This is a genomic window from Burkholderia sp. AcTa6-5, from assembly GCF_017815075.1.
In the GTDB taxonomy this organism is placed as follows: Bacteria; Pseudomonadota; Gammaproteobacteria; order Burkholderiales; family Burkholderiaceae; genus Burkholderia; species Burkholderia sola.
In genome coordinates this window covers 64,977-86,868 of the sequence record NZ_JAGIQE010000021.1, presented here as the reverse complement: position 1 = coordinate 86,868, position 21,892 = coordinate 64,977, and the positions used below count along the sequence as shown (strand labels likewise).

The following is a 21,892-nucleotide window of genomic DNA, read 5'->3' as shown; positions in this document are numbered from 1 at the left end:
GTCAGTGGGCCGTAAGTTTCCGTGCCAATAATCGTCGACAGGCCCGCCCCTCCCACGGCGGCCGCATATCTATATCAAGGGACTTGGAGACGATTCATGGCAACGTTAGGCGGGCAAATTTCGCACTCGCCGATGACGGGCGAAGAGAAGAAGGTGATCTTCGCGTCGTCGCTCGGCACCGTGTTCGAGTGGTACGACTTTTACCTGGCCGGCTCGCTCGCGGCCTACATCAGCAAGAGCTTCTTCTCCGGCGTCAATCCGACCGCCGCGTTCATCTTCACGCTGCTCGGCTTCGCGGCCGGCTTCGCGGTGCGGCCGTTCGGCGCGATCGTGTTCGGCCGGCTCGGCGACCTCGTCGGCCGCAAGCACACGTTCCTCGTGACGATCGTGATCATGGGCGTCTCGACGTTCGTGGTCGGCTTCCTGCCCGGCTACGCGTCGATCGGCATCGCCGCCCCCGTGATCTTCATCGCGATGCGGCTGTTGCAGGGCCTCGCGCTCGGCGGCGAGTACGGCGGCGCGGCGACCTACGTCGCCGAGCATGCGCCGGCCAACCGGCGCGGCTTCTACACCGCGTGGATCCAGACGACGGCCACGCTCGGCCTGTTCCTGTCGTTGCTCGTGATCCTCGGCGTACGCACGTTCATCGGCGAGGAAGCGTTCGGCAGCTGGGGCTGGCGCGTGCCGTTCGTCGCGTCGATCCTGCTGCTCGCGGTGTCGGTGTGGATCCGGCTGCAACTGAACGAATCGCCGGTGTTCCTGCGCATCAAGGCAGAAGGCAAGACGTCGAAGGCGCCGCTGACCGAAGCGTTCGGCCAGTGGAAGAACCTGAAGATCGTGATCCTCGCGCTGATCGGCCTGACGGCCGGCCAGGCCGTGGTGTGGTACACGGGTCAGTTCTACGCGCTGTTCTTCCTCACGCAGACGCTGAAGGTCGACGGCGCGAGCGCGAACATCCTGATCGCGATCGCGCTCCTGATCGGCACGCCGTTTTTCCTGTTCTTCGGTTCGCTGTCGGACAAGATCGGCCGCAAGCCGATCATCCTCGCGGGCTGCCTGATCGCGGCGCTGACCTATTTCCCGCTGTTCAAGGCGCTCACGCACTACGCGAACCCGCAGCTCGAACTCGCGACGCAGAAGGCGCCGATCACGGTCATCGCCGATCCGGCCGCCTGCTCGTTCCAGTTCAACCCGGTCGGCACGTCGAAGTTCACGAGTTCGTGCGACATCGCGAAGAGCGCGCTCGCGAAGGCCGGCCTGAACTACGAGAACGTCGCGGCGCCGGCCGGTACGCCGGCCCAGATCAAGGTCGGCGACACGGTGATCCAGACCTACGACGGCAAGGCGGCCGACGCGAAGGTGCAGGGCGCGGCATTCGACAAGACGCTCGCGTCGACGCTGAAGGGGGCCGGCTACCCGGCCAAGGCGGACCCGGCGCAACTCAACTGGCCGATGACGATCGTGATCCTGACGATCCTCGTGATCTTCGTGACGATGGTCTACGGCCCGATCGCGGCGATGCTGGTCGAGATGTTCCCGACGCGGATCCGCTACACGTCGATGTCGCTGCCCTATCACATCGGCAACGGCTGGTTCGGCGGCTTCCTGCCGGCGACCGCGTTCGCGATCGTCGCGGCGAAGGGCAACATCTATTCGGGGCTCTGGTATCCGATCGTGATCGCGCTGGCCACGTTCGTGATCGGCCTGCTGTTCGTCAAGGAGACGAAGGACTCGGACATCTACGCGCAGGATTGATGTTGGCTGCGCAGCGGGGAAAGGCCGGCGGAGGCACTGCTTCCGCTGGCCGGCTCCCGCCCGCGATGGAGGCCGGCACGGGCCGCCGGCAACTTTTTTCGGGGAAGATGGAAAAAGGTATTGACAGCCGGCCGGCCGATCGACATAATTTGGGTCTTCGGCGAATTAGCTCAGTCGGTTAGAGCGACGGAATCATAATCCGCAGGTCCGGGGTTCGAATCCCTGATTCGCCACCAAATGCGAAAAGCCGCTGTTTCGAAAGAAACAGCGGCTTTTTTCATTACTTCAGCGCACACGGTGCCGCACGTTGCCCGTCCCTCAGGCCGCGTGCTGCGCCGCGACTACGCCACCACCGCTCCGCGCTTCGCATCCCGTGCCTCCGCCCCCACCTTCCCCCGCCAGTTCTCCCCACCCTCCAGCGCCGGCGTCGACTCGAACACCTCCGCGATCCAGTCCGCAAACACGCGCACCTTCTGCGACAAATGCCGGTTGTGCGGATACACGATGGAAATCGGCTTCGGCTTCGGATTGCTGTCCGGCAGCACTTCGACCAGCGAACCGTCGAGCAGGTGCGGCAGCACCATGAACAGCGTCGGCTGGATCATCCCGAAGCCTTCGAGCCCGCACGTCACGTAGGCATCCGAATCGTTGACCGTGACGCTGCCGTTCATCCGCACCTCGAACGGCTTGCCGTCGATCATGAACACCCACGGAATCGCCCGCGCGCCGTGGCTCGCGCGGAAATTCACAGCATGATGCTCGACGAGATCGGCAATCTCGTTCGGCTCGCCGTGACGCGCGAGGTAATCGGGCGACGCGCACGTCACGCGCTTGAGCATCCCGATGCGCCGCGCGACCATCGAAGAATCCTCGAGCGGCCCGACCCGGATCATGCAGTCGATGCCCTCCTCGACCGGATCGACGTAGCGGTCGGACAGCCCCAGCTCGAGCGTGATGTCCGGATAGCGCTGCCGGAAAATCGACAGCGACGGCAGCACGATGCGCCGCCCGAGCGAACTCGGCATGTGGACGCGCAGCATGCCGCTCGGCTTGCGGTTGCCGGCCTGGAAACTCGCGTCGGCCTCGGCGATCTCCGCGATGATCTTCATGCAATGCTCGTAGTACGCGGCGCCCTCCGGCGTCAGCGACAGCCGGCGCGTCGTCCGGTGCATCAGGCGCACGCCGAGCAGCGCCTCGAGATTCTGGATGATGGTCGTCACCGACGCGCGCGGCATCGCGAGCGTGTCGGCCGCCCGCGTGAAGCTGTTCGCGTCGACCACGCGGGTAAAAACTTCCATTGCCTGGATTCGGTCCATGCCGCTTCCCCTTCGAATCACCAACGGAACAGAATAGAGCCCGCGGCGGGCGCGGCACAAGCCCCCGCCTATTGTTGTCCAATCCTGAATAGTTTCGGTGCTTCGGACTCGAAACCGACCGGTTTCCGTTCAGTTCCGCGCAGCGCCTGCTCCGGCCCCGCTCATCCGTCGTCCGTTACCGCACGAACCGCTCGCGATATCCCTGCGGCGACACGCCGAGCACGCGCACGAAACTGCGTCGCAGCGTCTCCTCGGTACCGAAGCCGCAACGCCCGGCGATCCGCTTGACGGGCCACGCCGTTTCGCCGAGCAGGCGTTGCGCGGCCTCGACCCGGATCTGCTCGACCGCGCGCGCGGGCGTGCGGCCGGTCTCCGCACGATAGTGGCGCACGAAGCTGCGCTCGCTCATGCTCACGCGCTCGGCGAGCGCGGGCACCGACAGGTCGGCCGTCAAGTGCTCGGCCATCCACGCGTGCAGCTCGCCGAACCGGTCGGCAGTGCGCTGCATCGACAGCATCGTGCTGAACTGCGCCTGTCCGCCCGGACGCTTCAGGAACACGACGAGTTCGCGCGCGACGTCGAGCGCGGTCGCCCGACCGAGATCCTCTTCGACCAGCGCGAGCGCCAGATCGATGCCGGCCGTCACGCCGGCCGACGTCCACAGCGCGCCTTCGCGGATGAAGATCGGGTCCGGTTCGACACGCACGTTCGGGTAGCGCGCCGCGAATTCGTCGCAGCGCGCCCAGTGCGTGACCGCGCGCCGCCCGTCGAGCAGGCCGGCCTCGGCGAGCAGGAACGCGCCGGTGCAGACCGACGCCACGCGCCGCGCGCGCCCGGCCTGCTGCCGCACCCAACTCACCACCCGCGCATCCTTCGACGCCGCATGCACGCCCTTGCCGCCGGCGACGATCAGCGTGTCGGGACGGCGCGCGGCCGCGCGCAGCGACTCGGCCATCACGACGAGGCCCGACGACGTCTCGACGGGCCCGGCTTCGACGGCCACGACGCGCGGCGCATACGGCGCCGGCTGCCCGCGCTCCAGCGCGAGCTCGTTGACGGATGCGAACACCTGCAGCGGCCCCGTCACATCGAGCAGTTGCGCACGGGGAAACGCGAGGACGAGGATCGAACGCGGAGCGGCGGCGGGCATGGCGATTGGCTGAAAACGTGGGCGATATGGCAATTTCGCCAAACACTACGCGCCTAGAATCGATCTGTCCATCCCGTGCCGAACGGCGCGCGTTCCCTTCCCGACGGAGTCCTCGCATGAGCCTGCATATCGGCCTTCTCGTCTTTCCGGGCGTCCAGCAACTCGACCTCACCGGCCCGCACGACGTGCTCGCGTCGCTGCCCGACGCGACCGTCCATCTGGTGTGGAAGTCGCGCGACGCGGTCGCGTCGAGCAGCGGCCTCGCGCTCGCGCCCACCTGCACGTTCGACGATTGCCCGCCGCTCGACGTGATCTGCATCCCGGGCGGGATCGGCATCAACGACCTGCTGCTCGATACCGAAACGATCGCGTTCGTGCAACGGCGCGCGGCCACCGCGCGCTACGTGACGTCGGTCTGCACGGGCGCGCTGCTGCTCGGCGTGGCCGGCCTGCTGCGCGGACGGCGCGCGACGACGCACTGGCGGTTCCACTCGCTGCTCGAACCGTTGGGCGCGATACCGGTGCGCGAGCGCGTCGTGCGCGACGGCAACCTGGTCACGGGCGGCGGCGTGACGGCCGGCATCGACTTCGCGCTGACGATCGCCGCGGAGCTGGTCGGCGACGAAGAAGCGCAGGCGATCCAGTTGCAACTCGAATATGCGCCCGCGCCGCCGTTCGACGCCGGCTCGCCCGATACCGCGCCGGCTGCGGTCGTGACGCGCGTCACCGAACGGACGGCCGCCGGCTTCGAGAAGCGCAAGCAGATCGTCGAGCAGGCGCTGCGCGCAGCGTCGCGCTGAACGCGGATGTCGGAAAAATCACGGGAAAGCGGCACACACGCGTGCCGGAGAACACATCGATGAAGATCATCCGGAGTGCCGCATTCACGGCGGACCGCGCGTGGGGCGCGCTCGACATCGCGAACCTGAACGGCATCACGGTCCGGCTGCACTGGACCGACCAGCCGTATCGCTGGCACGTGAACGACGGCGAGGAGGTGTTCGCGGTGCTCGATGGCCGCGTCGAGATGCGCTACCGCGACGCAGGCGTCGAGCATGCGACGGTGCTCGAGACGGGCGACGTCTTCCATGCGACGGTCGGCACCGAGCACGTCGCGCATCCGCTCGGCGCCGCGCGCATCCTCGTGATCGAGACCGCAGGCAGCGTCTGACAGCGGGCATCGGTGTCTCGACGCAGCGCGGACGACGACCGCCTGCGCGCGGCGGGGCTCAGCCCGAGATCGTCCCGGTCGCCTGCGACGGGATCAGTTTCGGCTGCGGCGTGCACAGACACTGGCACAGGTCGTGTTCGAGCGCGACGACCTTGCCCATCACGGTCATCGTGCGCTCGCCGCCATCCGATACGATCACGCCCGGCGACTTGCACGCCGCGCAGAACACAGCTGCGCCGAGATAGGAGAGTTCGCGCCCGTCGAACGACGAATTGGCGATCCCTTCGAGCACGACGCCGCCGTGATCGGTTGTGTCGCCCTTCAGAATGAATTTGCGGCTCATGATGTCGGTTCTTCCCTCGGAAACGCCGCGCGACGCAACCGCGCACGGGCATCGTGAAACCGCCCGTCGGTCGCGGGCGTCCCGCGAGCATATCACCGCTGGCCGCGGCCGCGACACGGGTCCTCGGCGTGGGCCGCCCGCTGCAACACGTGCTCGCCGCGCACGGCCATCCGGCGGCCACGCGCGCTCACGCGCCGCGATGCGCCAAACCCGATTACCTGCGACTACCCGTTCCGCCGTTCCACCGAGGCCGTGCGCCGGCACGAACGCGCGAAGCTGCCAACACAACAGGGACGTATACGGTTCGGCATCACATCGCATCGATAACGTCCGATTCTTTAACGAAAAGTAGCCTATATTTTCGTACAATTACTAAATACAAATCCGTCAAAAAGGTTTAATGGCAATCTCAATCAAATCACCAATTCAACGACCTTAATGCCTCGGAACCCACCATCCTCATACCGTTCGCACACCAGATAAATACGCGATTCCATAATAATAATTCGCTAAAAACATCCGTTAAAATCCAGCAAACCGATAGATAGAATCAAGTCATCACTTTCTATTTATCGATAAAAAATGGACGCACTCCTACCGATGCGACTATTCGTCAAGGTCGCCGAACTTCGCAGTTTCGCGCGCGCGGCCACGGAACTGAACATCTCCAATTCGTCGGCCACCCGCCTCGTGATGAGCATCGAGGATCGGCTCGGCGCGCGCCTGCTGAATCGCACCACCCGCAGCCTGTCGCTGACCGACGCGGGCCACCTCTATCTGGCGCAGATACGTCACGTGATCGACGAAATCGACCGGGTCGAGGAAACGATCGCCTCGATGCATCACGAACCGATTGGATCGCTGAAAATCGCCGCGCCGGTCATGTTCGGCATGCACGTGCTCGCGCCGGCCATCGACGCGTTCAAGACGCGCCATCCGGCCATCGTGCCGGAAGTCACGATCGTGGACCGTCACGTCGACCTCGTGTCCGAGGGCTTCGACATCGGGCTGCTGCTGTCGCAGCACATCGGCAACAACACCCTCGTGAAGCGCCCGCTCACGCGCATCAAGCGGATCGTCTGCGCGGCGCCGCACTATGTCGAACGGCACGGCGCGCCGGCCCATCCGCACGATCTCGCATCGCACGCGGGCCTGGCATTCCATGCCGATTTCGCAGGCGAATACCTGTCGTTCGAACACGAACAAACGCGCATCACCGTGCGCCCGAACAAATCCGCATCGTCGAACAACGTCGGGTTGATCCGGAACTGGGCGCTGTCCGGCATGGGCATCGCGGTCCTGCCCGATTTCCTCGTCAAGCCGGATCTCGACGACGGCCGGCTGCTCGCGCTGCTGCCCGGCTATCGGCTCGAAGCCCTCGAGATGAATGTCGCGTACCCGACCCGCCGGCATTTTCCGCGCAAGGCACGGCTGTTCGTCGATCACCTGATCGAGCATTTCACCAGTTGAATGAACGGTGAAATCGCGCACCATTTTTCCACGCTGCGTCGCCGCCGCCCGCTCGACCTGCCCAGGGCCGGCGCACCGCGCCGGCTGGCGCCCCGACCGCCATCGACCCGTTGCCCGGCCGGCGCGGGCACGCCTGTTGCGCCGGCGCATCTCGGTAGTCAACCGGCCTTGGCAGCCCGCCGCGGAGGACTACACTAATCCTTAATGGGGTGTGGCCGGACAACCGCGCCCTCAGGGAGACGCCGCCATGAATCGGCCGCTGAATCGTATCCTCCCGCGCGTGACCGGTCCCGCATCGGTCTGGACGTGGGTCAAGTGGTCTTTGCTCGCCGCACTGCTGATCGCGGTGGCGATCGTCGCGCGGCTGGTGCAGACCGAGATCGAAACGTCCCGGCTGCAGGCGCGCTACCTGTCCGAGCTCACCCGCGACGTCGGCTACACGGTCGAGACGGGGCCGAGCGATCACATCCGCTTCCCCGGGAACGGCCCGTACGACCAGCGCTTCGGCTACGCGCTGATCCCCGCGTTCCAGCAGCGGCTGCTCGCGCGCGGCTTCGTCGTCAGCGAACAGGCGCGCGATTCGCAGCGGATGCTGTCGCTCGGCGAGCGCGGGCTATTTCTCCCTTACGAAGAGAAAGACCAGACGGGCCTGATGCTGTTCGATTCGACCGGCTCGCCGCTGTTCGCGACCGTGTTCCCGCAGCGCGTCTATGCCGACTTCGACACGGTGGCGCGCGTGATCACCGATTCGCTGCTGTTCATCGAGGATCGCTACCTGCTCGATGCGAACGAACCGAACCGCAACCCGGCGATCGACTGGGGGCGCTTCAGCCGCGCGCTGGCCGACCAGGCGCTGCACGTGGTCAATCGCCATCAGGCGCGCCCGGGCGGCAGCACGCTCGCGACGCAGATCGAGAAATTCCGCCATTCGCCCGAGGGCCGCACCGCGACGCCGCCCGAGAAGCTGCGGCAGATCGCGTCCGCGTCGGTGCGCGCGTACCTGAACGGCCCGCAGACGATGCTCGCGCGCCGCACGATCGTGGTGCGCTACCTGAACTCCGTGCCGCTCGCCGCGCGGCCGCACGTCGGCGAAATCACCGGCATCGGCGACGGCCTCGCCGCGTGGTACGGCCGCGACTTCAACGACGTGAACCGGGTGCTCTCCGCGCCGACGACCGGCGACAACGTCGACCAGCAAGGCAAGATGTTCCGCGAGGCGCTGTCGCTGCTGATCGCGCAGCGCGCGCCGTCGTACTTCCTCAACCGCGGCTATCCGGCGCTGCAGAAGCTGACCGACAGCTACCTGCGGCTGCTGTCGAACGGCGGCGTGATCTCGCCCGCGCTGCGCGATGCCGCGCTCGCCGCGCAGATCGAACGCAGCGCGCCGCCGGCCGCCGCGCGCGTGCAGTCGTTCGTGTCGCGCAAGGCCGTGACCTCCGCGCGCGCGTCGCTGCTGTCGGCGCTCGGCATCAGCGACCTGTACCAGCTCGACCAGCTCGATCTGCAGGCCACCAGCACGCTCGACAACGGCGTGCAGCAGGCGGTCGCGGAGCGGCTCGCGCGGGCATCGACGCGCGACGGCGCGCAGGCCGCCGGCCTGTACGGTTTCGAGATGCTGGCGCCGAAGGACGACCCGTCGCACCTCACGTACAGCTTCACGCTGTACGAGCACCGCAACGGCGCGAACATGCTGCGCGTACAGACCGACAGCGTGAACCAGCCGTTCGACGTGAACCGCGGCGGCCGCATCAACCTCGGCTCGACCGCGAAGCTGCGCACGCTGATCACGTACCTGCAGATCGTCGCCGACCTGCATGCGCGCTATGCGAACCTGTCGAACGCGGAGCTGGCGCGCGTGAAACCGGATCCGATCGACGGGCTGTCGCGCTGGGCGCTCGACTACCTGTCGCATACGCGCGACCGCTCGCTGCAGGCGATGCTGGATGCGTCCGTCGAACGCAAGTATTCGGCGAGTCCGGACGTGTTCTACACGGGCGGCGGCGCGCAGGTATTCTCGAACTTCGAAAAGTCGGACAACGGCCGCATCCTGACGCTGCACGCGGCGTTCGAGCACTCGGTCAACCTCGTGTTCGTGCGGCTGATGCGCGACATCGTTCACTACGAAACGCTGCAGGCGGCCGGCCCGTCGTCGTCGTGGCTCAACGATCCCGCGCAGCGCCAGCATTACCTGCAGCAATTCGTCGACGGCGAAAGCCAGGTCTACGTGAAGCGCTACTACACGCGCTATGCGGGCAAGGCGCCCGACGACGCGCTCGCGCTGATGCTGCGCGACGTACGCAAGTCGCCGCCGAAGCTCGCGACGGTGCTGCGCAGCGTCGCGCCGAACGAATCGCTTGCATGGTTCGATGCGCAGATGCGCGCGCAACTGAAAGGCACGCCGGCCGCGACGCTGTCCGACGACGATCTCGCCGCGCTCTACGCGAAGTACGCGATCGACCGCTTCAACCTCAACGATCGCGGCTATATCGCGAGCGTTCATCCGCTCGCGCTGTGGACGCTCAACTACCTGCGCGCACATCCGGCCGCGTCGCTCGCCGACGTGCAGCGCGACAGTCGCGATGCGCGTTTCTACACGTATTCGTGGCTGTACAAGACCCGCTACCACGCGACGCAGGACCGCCGCATCCGCCGCATGGTCGAGCTGCGCGCGTACGCGGAAATCACGAAGTCGTGGCGCGCGCTCGGCTACCCGTTCGCGGAGGTGACGCCGTCCTACGCGGCCGCGATCGGCGCCTCGGGCGACCAGCCCGACGCGCTCGCGAAACTGATCGGCCTGATCGCGAACGGCGGCCAGAAGGCGCCGACCGAGACGATCACACGGCTCGATTTCGCGAAGGGCACGCCGTACGAAACCCGCTTCGTGCGCGCGGCCGCGCAGCCGCAGCCGATGCTGGCGCCGGAGATCGTCAACGTCGCGCACACGCTGCTGCGCGACGTCGTGCTCCACGGCACCGCGCGCCGCCTCGCGGGCGGGCTCACGCTGCCGGACGGCAAGACGCTCGACGTGTACGGCAAGACCGGGACGGGCGACCAGCGCTTCAACATCTATGCGCGCGGCGCGCGGCTGATCGAGTCGCGCAAGGTCAACCGCAGCGGCACCTTCGTGTTCGCGATCGGCGACCGGTTCTTCGGCGTGCTGACGGCGACCGCGCACGAGCCGTATGCGGCGCGCTACGACTTCACGAGCGCGATGGCCGTGCAGTTGCTGAAGTCGATGGCGCCGGCGCTCGCGCCGCTGATCGAACGCCCGGCCGACGCCGGCACGCGCACCGCCGGCCCGGCGCCGCAAGCGGAAACGCCTGCGCCGAACGCGGCGGCCGTGCAACCCTCCTGATCCGATTGCGCCGCGCAGGCGCCCGCAACCGCGCGCCGCTCAGCGCGAGCGGCCGTCGTAGTGCGTGACGGGCAGCGCGTCGAGATCAACGCCCTCGACGCAGCGCACGTTGATCGCGGCCATTGCGGTGCCGTCCGGATGGACGCCTTCGCCGAATACATGAATCCCGCACCGCTTGCAGAAGCGATGCCGGATCACGTGCTTGTTGAACAGGTAGGTCGCGAGATTTTCGTCGGGCGTCAGCAGCTTCATGTGGTCGCGCGGCACGAACCACATCAGCGCGCCCTTGCGCTGGCAGATCGAGCAGTTGCACGCCATCACGCCCTGCAGGTCGCCTTCCGCCTCGAACGTCACGTCGCCGCAATGGCAGCTTCCGCGATAAAGCATGGTCGTCTCCCGGTGCAGCCCGTGCGCAGCGCCGGCGCCCGGGCGGGACGCCGTTGGCCGGGCCGATCCAAACGCGTACAGTAGCGCTCGCACGCGCCGCACGCAATGTCCGGGCGGCGCCCATCCGTCATCGACCCAGGAGACCCTCATGCTCGAACTGCGCCCCGGCTGCGAATGCTGCGACAAGGACCTGCCGCCCGATTCGGCGGAAGCGCGCATCTGTACATTTGAATGTACGTTCTGCGCGACCTGCGCCGACGACGTGCTGAAGGGCCGCTGCCCGAACTGCGGCGGCGACCTGGTCGCGCGGCCGCGGCGGCCGGCGAGCCTGCTCGCGAAGTACCCGCCGTCGACGGAACGCATCCACAAGCCGGGCGGCTGCGCGAACGCCTGACGACACGGCGCGGCGCGGGGGCCGCCTCGCCCCGCTCCGTCACGACATCTCGATCCGCGCGCGCGTCACCGCGAGCAGCGTCGCCATCGCGCGGCGCGCGCCGTCTTCGTCGCGCACGCGGATCGCGTCGCTGACGGCCGTGTGCTCGGCAAGCGACGCGTTGTACACGTCCGCCCGGCGCGCGTTCAGCTGCAGTTGCGCCTCGAGCGTGCGATCGATCAGCGCGCCGAGCGGCACCAGCAGCTCATTGCCGCCGGCCTCCAGCACGCTCAGGTGAAAGTGCAGGTCGGCGCGTACCCATTCGTCGACGTTGCGCGCGGCGGCCATCGCGCGCACCGCGCCGTCGATCGCGTCGAAGGCTTCGGGCGTATGGGTGCGCGCGGCGAGCGCAGCCGCGTGCGGCTCGATCATCTCGCGCATTTCCTGCAGCTTCAGCGCAAACGCGAGCGGCGGCGCGACGCGCGCATACCAGTCGAGCAGGTCGGCATCGAGCAGGTTCCACGCACGGCGCGGCCGCACGCGCGTGCCGACCTTCGGGCGCGATTCGACCAGCCCCTTCGACGTCAGCGTGCGCAGCGCCTCGCGCATCACCGTGCGGCTCACGCCGTACATCTCCATCAGGTCGGGTTCCCTCGGCAGCAGCGATTCGGGCGGATAGTCTCCGCGCAGGATCGCCGTCGCGAGCCGGAAGGCCGTCTGTCCATGCAGGTCGCGTTGAATGATCGTTCTCCGTCGGGCGGGCAGCCCACTATCTGCACATTAATGCTATTAATACTATTTTTTATTGGACTACGCTAGGATAACCGCGAAAGCACGGATCGTGCGCCGCGCCCGCGCGGGCGCGCCGGTCAATCATGGAGACACGCGTCATGAAAATCACCCGCCTCGAAACGTTCGTCGTCCCGCCCCGCTGGCTGTTCCTCAAGATCGAAACCGACGAGGGCATCATCGGCTGGGGCGAGCCCGTCGTCGAAGGCCGCGCGCACACGGTCGAGGCCGCCGTGCAGGAACTGGCCGACTACCTGGTCGGCCGCGACCCGCTGTTGATCGAGGATCACTGGCAGGTGATGTACCGCGCGGGCTTCTACCGCGGCGGCCCGATCATGATGAGCGCGATCGCGGGCGTCGACCAGGCGCTGTGGGACATCAAGGGCAAACATCACGGCGTGCCCGTGCACGCGCTGCTCGGCGGCCAGGTGCGCGACCGCATCAAGGTGTATTCATGGATCGGCGGCGACCGGCCGAGCGACGTCGCGAACAATGCGCGCGCGGTGGTCGAGCGCGGCTTCAAGGCCGTGAAGATGAACGGCTCCGAGGAACTGCAGATCGTCGACACCTACGACAAGGTCGAACAGGTGATCGCGAACGTCGCGGCGGTGCGCGACGCGGTCGGCCCGCACGTCGGGATCGGCGTCGACTTCCACGGCCGCGTGCACAAGCCGATGGCGAAGGTGCTCGCGAAGGAACTCGACCCGTACAAGCTGATGTTCATCGAGGAGCCGGTGCTGTCGGAGAACGCCGAGGCGCTGCGCGACATCGTCAACCAGACCAACACGCCGATCGCGCTCGGCGAGCGGCTGTACTCGCGCTGGGACTTCAAGCACATCCTCGCGGGCGGCTACGTCGACATCATCCAGCCGGACGCATCGCACGCGGGCGGCATCACCGAGTGCCGCAAGATCGCGACGCTCGCGGAAAGCTACGACGTCGCGCTCGCGCTGCATTGCCCGCTCGGGCCGATCGCGCTCGCCGCGTGCCTGCAGCTCGACGCGATCAGCTACAACGCGTTCATCCAGGAACAGAGCCTCGGCATCCACTACAACCAGGGCAACGACCTGCTCGACTATCTGCGCAACCCCGAGGTGTTCCGCTACGACGATGGCTTCGTCGCGATCCCGCAAGGGCCGGGGCTCGGCATCGACGTGAACGAGGAGAAGGTGCGCGAGATGGCGAAGACCGGCCATCGCTGGCGCAACCCGGTGTGGCGCCACGCGGACGGCAGCGTCGCCGAGTGGTGATGAACGCGTGAGATAAATAAGAAAGACGCGGGGTGCGGCGCGCGCCGCGCAATGCGTTCGACACGGCCGCCCGACAAGGCGGCCGTTCTTGCATCCGCGCCACGCCAGCGGCGCGCGCCAGCGCCCTGCGCCCTGCGCCGTTCGGCCGTCAGCCGAGCGCCGCGAACCCCGGCACGCTGAACGACAGCACGGCCGCCGCCACGAACACGCCGATCATCGTCATCCCTTCGAGATGCAGGATGTTGCGGAACGTGTACGCGTCCTCGGTCGACGCGGTGCGGCGCAGGCGCGGCAGCGCCGAGAAGCGGTTGAGCCCGCCGAGCACGAGCGCGAGCGCGACGAGCAGCAACTTCAGCAGCAACACGCGCCCCCACGTGCTGCCGTCGAGCGGCGCGAGCGAGCCGCCGAGCCCGCGGATCGCGTTGAGCACGCCGGTGCCGAGCACGAAGACGACCGCGACGATCGACGTGCGCGACAGGTGCTGGCCGATGCGGATCAGCGCGCCGCGCGCGACCGACGTCCCGAGCGCCGGCAACACCGCGAGCCCGCCCGCGAGCACGAGGCCGCCCCATACGGCGGTGGCCAGCAGGTGCAGCGTCTGCACGCCGACCGCCGCGGACAGCACGCCGCTGTCGGCCGCATGGCCGAGCGACGCCTTGCCGGCCGCGACCACGATCACCGCGAGCCACAGCACTGCATGCGCGACCGGGCCGTCCGGCTTCGCGAGCGCGACGATCGCGAGCAGCAGCGCGCCGGCGAACGCGACGCTCCACGCGAAGCCCGTATGCGTTTGCATCAGCATGACGGGAATCGCGGCGAACGCGCCGCCGAGCCCCGCGCCGCTCATCGTCGCGGCCTCGTAGACGAGCCAGCCGAGATCGGCGAGCACCAGCGCCAGCGCCGCCGCGACCAGCGAATGTTGCGCGCGCAGCCAGGCGGGGTGCGACGGCGCGATGACCGGCCGCGCACCGTCCTTGCCGAGCCACGCCTTGAGCAGCGCCGAGCCGACCGCCATCGCGAACGCCGCATCCATCAGCGCCGCGAGCGCGACCTGACCGATCCACAAGCTGTCGAACTTCATCGCGCGCACCCTCCCGCAAGCGGCAGGCCGGCAGTGCGGCGGCACCGGGACGGACAGCGGGACGGACAGCGGGACGGACAGCAGGAGGCAGGCAACGGCACGGTAGAAAACGTCATCGATGAATCCGGAAACGGGAGAAATGACTGGACCTGCGGCGGAGGCGGCGCCGCGCGACCCGCGAGTGTACGGTCTTCGATGGGGAAAACGCACGCCGGTTCACATGACCCCGGCGCAATGCGCGTCAAATTGTCGCAAGTCGCAAACGGACAGGAACCGATGTCCTTTTGCCAAATAGCCGTCATTACCCATCGATGATAGAATGCCGCGTCGCAGCAGCCCGGCTGTCCTGCCGTCCATGCGCCGAGCCGATCGTAGCCCGGACAAGGTCCCCGACGAATAAACATGGAGTCTCGTGTGTCTTCAAGACGCCTCTTCCGTCCGCTGCTCGCCGTTCTGATGATCGGCGGCGCGGGCCTTATGAGCGCTGCCCAAGCGCAGACCAAGCCCACGGAGCAAGCGCACGCCCAGCAGGCGCCGCTCAAGGCACCCGATACCATGGCCGAGCGCGTGCGCGGCTGTACTGCATGCCACGGCGTTCACGGCCAGGGCACGGACAACGACTACTTCCCGCGTCTTGCCGGCAAGCCGGCCGAGTACCTGTACAACCAGCTCGTCAACTTCCGTGACGGCCGGCGCAAGTACCCGCCGATGAACTATCTGCTGACGTACCTGAACGACGATTACCTGAAGGAAATCGCCGAGCACTTCTCGGCCGAACGTCCGCCGTACCCGACGCCGGCGAAGCCGACGCTGCCGGCCGCGACGCTCGCACGCGGCAAGCAGCTCGTCACGCAGGGCGACCCGTCCCGCAAGCTGCCGGCCTGCGTGGCCTGCCACGGCGCAGGGCTGACCGGCATGCAGCCGGCGATCCCGGGCCTCGTCGGCCTGCACGCCGATTACCTGAGCGCGCAGCTCGGCGCATGGCGCTCGGGCAACCGCCACGCGAAGGCGCCCGATTGCATGCACGACATCGCCGCGAAGCTTTCCGACGAAGACGTGACGGCCGTGACCGCGTGGCTCGCCGCGCAACCGGCGCCCGCCAACCCCGTGCCGGCCCCGGCGCGTTCGATGAAGACTCCGCTCGCCTGCGGCAGCGAACCGCAATAAGGCAAGGGAGACAGACACAATGAAACGCAAGTCCCTGTTTGCACTCTCGGCCGTCGCGATCGTCGCGGCTGCCGCCCTCGTGCCGGTCCTGTGGCCGGGCAACGACACGCTGCACGGCGCTGCCGCCGTCGCGGCCACGCCGGCCGACCAGGCCGCGCTGATCAAGAAGGGCGAATACCTCGCGCGCGTCGGCGACTGTATCGCGTGCCACACCGTGCGCGGCGGCAAGTCCTTCGCGGGCGGCCTGCCGATGGCGACGCCGTTCGGCACGATGTACACGCCGAACATCACGCCGGACGACCAGAACGGTATCGGCAAGTGGACGTCGGACGACTTCTACCGCGCGATGCACACCGGTCGCTCGAAGGACGGCAGCCTGCTGTACCCGGGCTTCCCGTTCGCGAGCTACACGAAGGTCACGCGCGCCGATTCGGACGCGATCTACGCGTACCTGCGTTCGGTCGCGCCGGTGTCGGTGCCGAGCCGTCCGCACGAACTGAAGTTCCCGTTCAACAACCGCAACCTGCTGATCGGCTGGCGCACGCTGTTCTTCAAGGAAGGCGAATACAAGCCGGATCCGACGAAGTCGGTCGAATGGAACCGCGGCGCGTATCTCGTCGAAGGCCTCGGCCACTGCTCGATGTGCCACACGTCGATCAACATGATGGGCGGCCCGGTGAGCTCGTCGGCGTTCGCCGGCGGCCTGATCCCGCTGCAGAACTGGTATGCGCCGTCGCTGACGAACGACAAGGAGCTCGGCCTCGGCGACTGGCACGTGCAGGAGCTGTCCGACCTGCTGCAGGCCGGCGTGTCGCAGAAGGGCGCGGTGTTCGGCCCGATGGCGGACGTGGTCCACAACAGCCTGCAGTACATGACCGACGAAGATACGCGCGCGATGTCGACGTACCTGAAGTCGATCCCGCAGAAAGCCGAAGCGCCGAAGAACATGCAGTACGAGCCGTCGAAGCAGTTCGGCAACGCGCTGTTCGACCAGGGCAAGAAGATCTACGCGGACAACTGCGCGACCTGCCACGCCGAAAACGGCGCGGGCAAGCCGCCGGCCTATCCGCCGCTCGCGGGCAACCACTCGATCATGATGGAATCGGCCGTCAACCCGATCCGCATGGTGCTGAATGGCGGCTACCCGCCGAGCACGTTCAAGAATCCGCGTCCGTACGGGATGCCGCCGTTCGCGCAGTCGCTGTCGAACCAGGAAGTCGCGGCGGTCGTCACGTATATCCGGATGTCTTGGGGTAACAACGGTACGCCGATCTCGCCGCAACAGGTGAGCGACCTGCGTTCCGCGCCGCTCGACTAAGAAGCGGCTCACACAAACGGGGCGCGGCTGCGGGAAACCGCGGCCGCGCCCTTTTGCTTTTTGGCTGTTTTGCGATGCAGGTTTGCCGCGCGGGCCGCGCGATGCATCGCCGATCATAAAACTCAAGAGTGGTATCTATGTCTTTCGAATCTCTCGGCCTGGCCGAACCGCTGGTCAAGGCGGTCAACGAGCTCGGCTACACGTCGCCGACCCCGATCCAGCAGCAGGCGATCCCGGCCGTCCTCGGCGGCGGCGACCTGCTCGCCGGCGCACAAACCGGCACCGGCAAGACCGCCGGCTTCACGCTGCCGATCCTGCAACGCCTGCATACGTTCTACGCGGAGCACCGTGGCGCGAAGCGTGCGGTGCGCGCGCTGATCCTCACGCCGACGCGCGAACTCGCCGCCCAGGTCGAGGAAAGCGTGCGCGCATACAGCAAGTACCTGAAGCTGCGCTCGACCGTGATGTTCGGCGGCGTCAGCATCAATCCGCAGATCGATGCGCTCAAGCGCGGCGTCGACATCGTCGTCGCGACGCCGGGGCGCCTGCTCGACCACATGCAGCAGAAGACCATCGACCTGTCGGATCTCGACATCCTCGTGCTCGACGAAGCCGACCGGATGCTCGACATGGGCTTCATCCACGACATCAAGCGCGTGCTCGCGAAGCTGCCGCCGCAGCGCCAGAACCTGCTGTTCTCGGCCACCTTCTCCGATGAAATCAAGGCGCTCGCCGACAGCCTGCTCGATTCGCCCGCGCTGATCGAGGTCGCCCGCCGCAACACGACCGCCGAGAGCGTCGCGCAGAAGATCCACCCGGTCGACCGCGACCGCAAGCGCGAGCTGCTCACGCACCTGATCCGCGAACACAACTGGTTCCAGGTGCTCGTGTTCACGCGCACCAAGCACGGCGCGAACCGGCTTGCCGAGCAGTTGACGAAGGACGGCATCAGCGCGATGGCGATCCACGGCAACAAGAGCCAGTCGGCGCGTACGCGCGCGCTGGCCGAGTTCAAGAACAGCACGCTGCAGGTGCTCGTCGCGACCGATATCGCCGCGCGCGGGATCGACATCGACCAGTTGCCGCACGTCGTCAACTTCGACCTGCCGAACGTGCCCGAGGATTACGTGCACCGGATCGGCCGCACGGGCCGCGCGGGCGCGACCGGCGAAGCCGTGTCGCTCGTGTGCGTCGACGAGAAGCAACTGCTGCGCGACATCGAGCGGCTGATCAAGCGCGAGATCCCGCAGGAAGTGATCGCGGGCTTCGAACCCGATCCGAACGCGAAGCCGGAGCCGATCCAGCAACGCCGCGGCCAGCAGCAACCGCGCGGCGGCGGCGGTGGCGGCGGCAATCGCCAGCCGCGTGCCGGCGGCTCAGGCCAGCCGGCCGCGAAACGCGACGGCAACGCGCAACCGAAGGCATCGCAGCAGAAGACCGCGAAGCCGCGCACGCAAGGCGGCGCCGCTGGCAATAGCGGCGGACGTCCGGCAGGCGGCGCCAACGGCGCCCGCCCGGCAAGCGGCAACGCCGCGCATCCGAACCGCAACCGTTCGTCGCGCAGCGGCCAGCGCGGTCACTGAAGCCGCGCGGCCGCGCGCCGCAGGTGCTCGATCTGGCGTTGCCAGCGTGCGAGCACCGCGGCGCGCTCCCCTTCCAGCGTGAACGTGACGCCTGTCGCGAGACGCGCATAGCCGACCCGCTGCGCATCGCCGTGCGCGATCGTCGCAGCGAATCCGGCCAGTCCGCCGAAGTCCCCTTCGAGCGGCCTCATCTCCAGTTGCGCCTGAAAAAACGCGCCGTCCGCGACCAGCGTCAACGCGGCCGTGCGCCGTTGCGCGATCGCGCGCGCCGCCCGCGACTGCGGCCAGAGCGCGATCAGCAGCGTGCGCGCATCGTGTGCGTAGATTTCGCCGACGCCGAGCAGCGTCGTGCGCAACTGGCCGTCGTCGGTCGCGACGATCAGCGACGCGGCGACGTCGGCATGACGCTCGAGCGCGGTGCCGTCGAACAGCGACACGACGGCGGACGGCCACGCATCGAACGTCCATTGTTCGAGTGCGTGGCGATGGGTATCGGTCATGATGGCGTGGCCCGGCTGCGGATCGGATGAGGATGCGCCAGCATACGCGCGACGGGCCGCCCCGCGGCGATCAGCGCAGGAAAACGTGCCGCGTGATCTTCGTGAGCGGATAGTGGACGCCCGGCTGGATCTTCGCGGGCAGGTCGAGCGGCTTGAGCAGCATCTTCACGCACATGTCGGCCGACAGGTTGCGCCGGACCAGCGAATTGATGCGCGCGGCGCGCTCGCGGTTGTACTGGCTGTCGCCGACGCGGTCCGGATAGCGGATCGCGAACACGTGGCGCAGCGCGATCTCGGAATCCTCGTTCTTGATTTCCATCACGCGGCGCGCAAGCGCACCGAGCACCGCGAGCCGGCCGTTGCCTTCGACCTGGTTGTACTTCTTGAAGAACTTGAAGAAGTGCTTGTAGTGACGCACTTCGTCCGTGCGGATGTTGTCGGTGATTTCCTTCAGCACCGGCTCGTCCGAGCATTCGTTGATCGCGCGATAGAGCGTGGCCGTGCCCGTCTCGACGACGCAGCGCGCGACCATTTCGAGCGCGCGGGTTTTTTCGAATGCCTCGACCGAGCACGTCTTCGAATACTCTGCGAAGAAATTCGCGAAGGCCGTATCCCAGTCGAACTCGGGCCACACGTGCGCGATATACGCCTTCAGCGCGCGGCCGTGCTGCAATTCTTCGGGCTCCCATGCATTGTTGAGCCATGCGGAGACTTCCGGATCGTCATTGAAGAATTCGCTCAGATTGCTCGTATAGAGATCCGAGCCGCTTTCGATGAACGACGACGCGCACAGCAGCAGTAGCAGATCCTCGTTCGCGGCGGCACGCTGACGATCGATCCGGTTCAGGTCGATGTCCTCGATACGCCACGGCATCACATGCGTCGTTTTGGTGTCCATGGTAGTGCGCTCCCAGTCGTCGCGCGGAGGCCGGCCCATGCCTGGGGCACAGGCGCCAGCCGATCCGCAGGCGGCGTTTTACTTGCGTTTATAGTGAGTCGGTCCGGCCGAACCATCCTGGCATCTTAGCCGGACTTTGAAGTTCGTGCTCCAGAGCACTGACCATACCCGACAGGCGCAGTTCCACGGCGTCTGTTGCCGTTCGTTAGACGAGTCCTTCAAACCGCTTGCGCGCGGTCGACGAGATCCGCCGCATCAAACGAAACGGGCGGCCGCCGGGCCGCCCGTAATGCTGGACAACTGCAAAGAAAGCCGGAAGCGATCCGTCAGAAACCGGCCGCGAGCCCGTCGCGCCGGCTGTCGCTCGCGGCCACGTAGCCGCGCTCGGGATCGTCGGGATCGAGGCGCCACACGAACTGCCCCGAACCGAAATCCATGTAAGGATCGTCGATCGACTGGATCGTATGGCCGCGGGCGGCCAGCGCGTCGACCGTCGCGCGGTTCATCGTCGCCTCGACGTCGAGCGTGAAGTCGCGATTGACCTTCCAGCGCGGCGCGCAACACGCGGCCTGCGGCTGCTGGCCATAGCCGAGCATCCGCACGACGGTCTGCAGATGGCCCTGCGGCTGCATGTCGCCGCCCATCACGCCGAAGCTCATCACGGCCTCGGTGCGGCCATTGGCTTCCTCGGTAACGAACGCCGGGATGATCGTGTGGAACGGCCGCTTGCCGCCCCCGACGACGTTCGGCGAAGCCGGGTCCATCGAGAAGCCGTGCCCGCGGTTCTGCAGCGCAATGCCGGCGCCGGGCACGACGAGCCCCGAGCCGAAGCCCATGTAGTTCGACTGGATGAAGCTCACCATCATCCCGCGCTCGTCGGCCGCCGACAGGTAGATCGTGCCGCCCGAATGCGGACGGCCGGCGGCGAAGTGCGTCGCACGCGCGCGATCGATCAGCTTCGCGCGTTCGGCGAGATGCGCATCGTCGAGCATCTGTTCGGGCGTGACGTCCATCGCGCGCGGATCGGCGACGTAGCGATAGACGTCGGCGAACGCCAGCTTCATCGCCTCGATCTGCAGATGCTGCGAATCGACCGAGTCGACCGGGCACTCGGTCACGCCCGCCTGCTCGGCGATGCCGAGCGCGATCAGCGCGGCGATGCCCTGCCCGTTCGGCGGGATCTCGTGAATCGTGTGACGGCCGAAGCGCTTGCCGATCGGCTCGACCCATTCCGGCCGGTACGCGCGCAGGTCGGCTGCGGTCAGCGCGCCGCCGCCTTCGCGCGCGAACGCGGCGATACGCTCGGCGAGCGCGCCTTCGTAGAACGCCCGCGCGCCGTCCTTCGCGAGCGTGCGCAGCGTCTGCGCATGACCGGGCAGGCACACGCGTTCGCCGACGAGCGGCGCGCGGCCGCGCGGCATGAAGGTGTCCGCGAAACCGGGCAGGCCCTGCAGTTCGGGGACGGCCGCCGCCCACTTGTGCGCGACGATCGGCGGCACCGAAAAGCCGCGCTCCGCGATCTCGATCGCCGGCTCGAGCAGGTCCGCGAACGGCAGTGAACCGAACTTCGCGTGCAGCGCTTCCCAGCCCGCGATCACGCCCGGCACGGTGACGGTGTCCCAGCCGCGGGTCGGCTTGTTCGCGTTGCCGCGCGCGTCCTCGCCGTGACGCTTGCGGAAGTAGTCGACGTTCCATGCGGCCGGCGCGACGCCCGATGCGTTGAGCCCCGACAGTCGGTCGCCATCCCATACGAGCGCGAACGCATCGCCGCCGAGCCCGCACGACACGGGCTCGACGACCGTGATCGCGGCGGCCGCGGCCAGCGCCGCATCGACCGCGTTGCCGCCCTTCCACAGCATCCGCAGCCCGGCCTGCGCGGCCAGCGGATGCGACGTCGACACGACGTTGCGCGCGAACACCGGAATACGGGTCGACGGATACGGGTTGTGCCAGTTGAAGCCACTCATCGAGACCACCTCGTCGAAA

19 protein-coding genes and 1 tRNA gene are annotated in these 21,892 nt (G+C 67.4%); 11 read left to right on the top strand and 9 right to left on the bottom strand.

The window, feature by feature from the left end:
• Positions 1-96: 96 nt before the first annotated feature.
• Together J8I33_RS25190 and J8I33_RS25185 are read left to right on the top strand one after the other, a co-directional pair.
• Positions 97-1,755, top strand: a complete 1,659-nt coding sequence (locus tag J8I33_RS25190; RefSeq protein WP_050014581.1) for an MFS transporter — start codon at positions 97-99, stop codon at positions 1,753-1,755.
• A gap of 159 nt (positions 1,756-1,914) precedes the next feature.
• Positions 1,915-1,991: transfer RNA gene (locus J8I33_RS25185), tRNA-Met, on the top strand.
• A gap of 105 nt (positions 1,992-2,096) precedes the next feature.
• Here the strand turns inward: J8I33_RS25185 and J8I33_RS25180 are convergent.
• Together J8I33_RS25180 and J8I33_RS25175 are read right to left on the bottom strand one after the other, a co-directional pair.
• Positions 2,097-3,071 (bottom strand): LysR family transcriptional regulator, encoded by a 975-nt coding sequence (locus J8I33_RS25180; RefSeq protein ID WP_209939366.1) that lies wholly within the window; start codon positions 3,069-3,071, stop codon positions 2,097-2,099.
• Positions 3,072-3,246: 175 nt separating this feature from the next.
• A complete protein-coding gene (locus J8I33_RS25175; RefSeq protein ID WP_050014583.1) occupies positions 3,247-4,221 on the bottom strand; it encodes a GlxA family transcriptional regulator in 975 nt (324 codons plus the stop codon).
• Between the two features lie 116 nt (positions 4,222-4,337).
• Between J8I33_RS25175 and J8I33_RS25170 the strand changes: the two genes are divergently transcribed.
• Both J8I33_RS25170 and J8I33_RS25165 read left to right on the top strand, forming a co-directional pair.
• Complete coding sequence (locus tag J8I33_RS25170) at positions 4,338-5,021, top strand: DJ-1/PfpI family protein (protein ID WP_209939365.1); 684 nt, start codon at positions 4,338-4,340, stop codon at positions 5,019-5,021.
• A 59-nt stretch (positions 5,022-5,080) separates the two neighbouring features.
• Positions 5,081-5,392 carry a cupin domain-containing protein gene (locus tag J8I33_RS25165; protein WP_069621228.1) on the top strand — a complete coding sequence of 104 codons (312 nt, stop codon included), beginning with the start codon at positions 5,081-5,083 and terminating at the stop codon, positions 5,390-5,392.
• 58 nt (positions 5,393-5,450) lie between these two features.
• Here the strand turns inward: J8I33_RS25165 and J8I33_RS25160 are convergent, their stop codons facing one another.
• Entirely contained in the window at positions 5,451-5,735 is a 285-nt protein-coding gene (locus J8I33_RS25160; RefSeq protein WP_050014589.1) for a PAAR domain-containing protein, read from the bottom strand.
• A 582-nt stretch (positions 5,736-6,317) separates the two neighbouring features.
• Between J8I33_RS25160 and J8I33_RS25155 the strand changes: the two genes are divergently transcribed.
• Together J8I33_RS25155 and J8I33_RS25150 are read left to right on the top strand one after the other, a co-directional pair.
• On the top strand, positions 6,318-7,205 hold the full coding sequence (locus tag J8I33_RS25155) for a LysR family transcriptional regulator (RefSeq protein ID WP_209939364.1): 888 nt from the start codon (positions 6,318-6,320) through the stop codon (positions 7,203-7,205).
• A 247-nt stretch (positions 7,206-7,452) separates the two neighbouring features.
• A complete protein-coding gene (locus J8I33_RS25150) occupies positions 7,453-10,560 on the top strand; it encodes a transglycosylase domain-containing protein (RefSeq protein WP_209939363.1) in 3,108 nt (1,035 codons plus the stop codon).
• Between the two features lie 39 nt (positions 10,561-10,599).
• On the opposite strand, the gene J8I33_RS25145 is transcribed toward J8I33_RS25150, so the two are convergent.
• The gene (locus J8I33_RS25145) at positions 10,600-10,947 is read right to left on the bottom strand and encodes a GFA family protein (RefSeq protein WP_050014595.1); all 348 of its coding nucleotides are present in this window, start codon (positions 10,945-10,947) and stop codon (positions 10,600-10,602) included.
• Between the two features lie 148 nt (positions 10,948-11,095).
• Between J8I33_RS25145 and J8I33_RS25140 the strand changes: the two genes are divergently transcribed.
• Complete coding sequence (locus J8I33_RS25140; RefSeq protein WP_006483256.1) at positions 11,096-11,341, top strand: DUF1272 domain-containing protein; 246 nt, start codon at positions 11,096-11,098, stop codon at positions 11,339-11,341.
• A 39-nt stretch (positions 11,342-11,380) separates the two neighbouring features.
• On the opposite strand, the gene J8I33_RS25135 is transcribed toward J8I33_RS25140, so the two are convergent.
• Positions 11,381-12,085, bottom strand: coding sequence for a FadR/GntR family transcriptional regulator (locus tag J8I33_RS25135; protein ID WP_209939373.1), 705 nt, complete (start codon positions 12,083-12,085; stop codon positions 11,381-11,383).
• A gap of 125 nt (positions 12,086-12,210) precedes the next feature.
• Here J8I33_RS25135 and dgoD point away from each other — a divergent pair, with 125 nt between their 5' ends.
• Positions 12,211-13,359, top strand: a complete 1,149-nt coding sequence (gene dgoD / locus J8I33_RS25130) for a galactonate dehydratase (protein WP_050014598.1) — start codon at positions 12,211-12,213, stop codon at positions 13,357-13,359.
• A 148-nt stretch (positions 13,360-13,507) separates the two neighbouring features.
• Here dgoD and J8I33_RS25125 read toward each other — a convergent pair whose 3' ends face one another.
• Complete coding sequence (locus J8I33_RS25125) at positions 13,508-14,440, bottom strand: CopD family protein (protein WP_050014599.1); 933 nt, start codon at positions 14,438-14,440, stop codon at positions 13,508-13,510.
• A 402-nt stretch (positions 14,441-14,842) separates the two neighbouring features.
• On the opposite strand from J8I33_RS25125, the gene J8I33_RS25120 reads away from it, so the two are divergent.
• The 3 genes from J8I33_RS25120 to J8I33_RS25110 all read left to right on the top strand — a co-directional run bounded on the left by J8I33_RS25120 (position 14,843) and on the right by J8I33_RS25110 (position 18,508).
• Positions 14,843-15,607, top strand: coding sequence for a c-type cytochrome (locus J8I33_RS25120; protein WP_050014600.1), 765 nt, complete (start codon positions 14,843-14,845; stop codon positions 15,605-15,607).
• Positions 15,608-15,626: 19 nt separating this feature from the next.
• Positions 15,627-16,925: a cytochrome c gene (locus J8I33_RS25115; protein ID WP_050014602.1), complete on the top strand. Its 1,299-nt coding sequence runs from the start codon at positions 15,627-15,629 to the stop codon at positions 16,923-16,925.
• A gap of 137 nt (positions 16,926-17,062) precedes the next feature.
• Complete coding sequence (locus J8I33_RS25110; protein ID WP_050014604.1) at positions 17,063-18,508, top strand: DEAD/DEAH box helicase; 1,446 nt, start codon at positions 17,063-17,065, stop codon at positions 18,506-18,508.
• On the opposite strand, the gene J8I33_RS25105 is transcribed toward J8I33_RS25110, so the two are convergent.
• The 3 genes from J8I33_RS25105 to J8I33_RS25095 form a co-directional block, all read right to left on the bottom strand.
• Positions 18,502-19,008: a hypothetical protein gene (locus J8I33_RS25105; protein ID WP_050014605.1), complete on the bottom strand. Its 507-nt coding sequence runs from the start codon at positions 19,006-19,008 to the stop codon at positions 18,502-18,504. The two genes, J8I33_RS25110 and J8I33_RS25105, sit on opposite strands and share 7 nt — an antisense overlap.
• 70 nt (positions 19,009-19,078) lie before the next feature.
• Complete coding sequence (locus J8I33_RS25100; protein ID WP_011546143.1) at positions 19,079-19,906, bottom strand: ferritin-like domain-containing protein; 828 nt, start codon at positions 19,904-19,906, stop codon at positions 19,079-19,081.
• A gap of 326 nt (positions 19,907-20,232) precedes the next feature.
• Positions 20,233-21,873: a gamma-glutamyltransferase family protein gene (locus J8I33_RS25095; RefSeq protein ID WP_209939362.1), complete on the bottom strand. Its 1,641-nt coding sequence runs from the start codon at positions 21,871-21,873 to the stop codon at positions 20,233-20,235.
• Between the last annotated feature and the right edge of the window lie 19 nt (positions 21,874-21,892).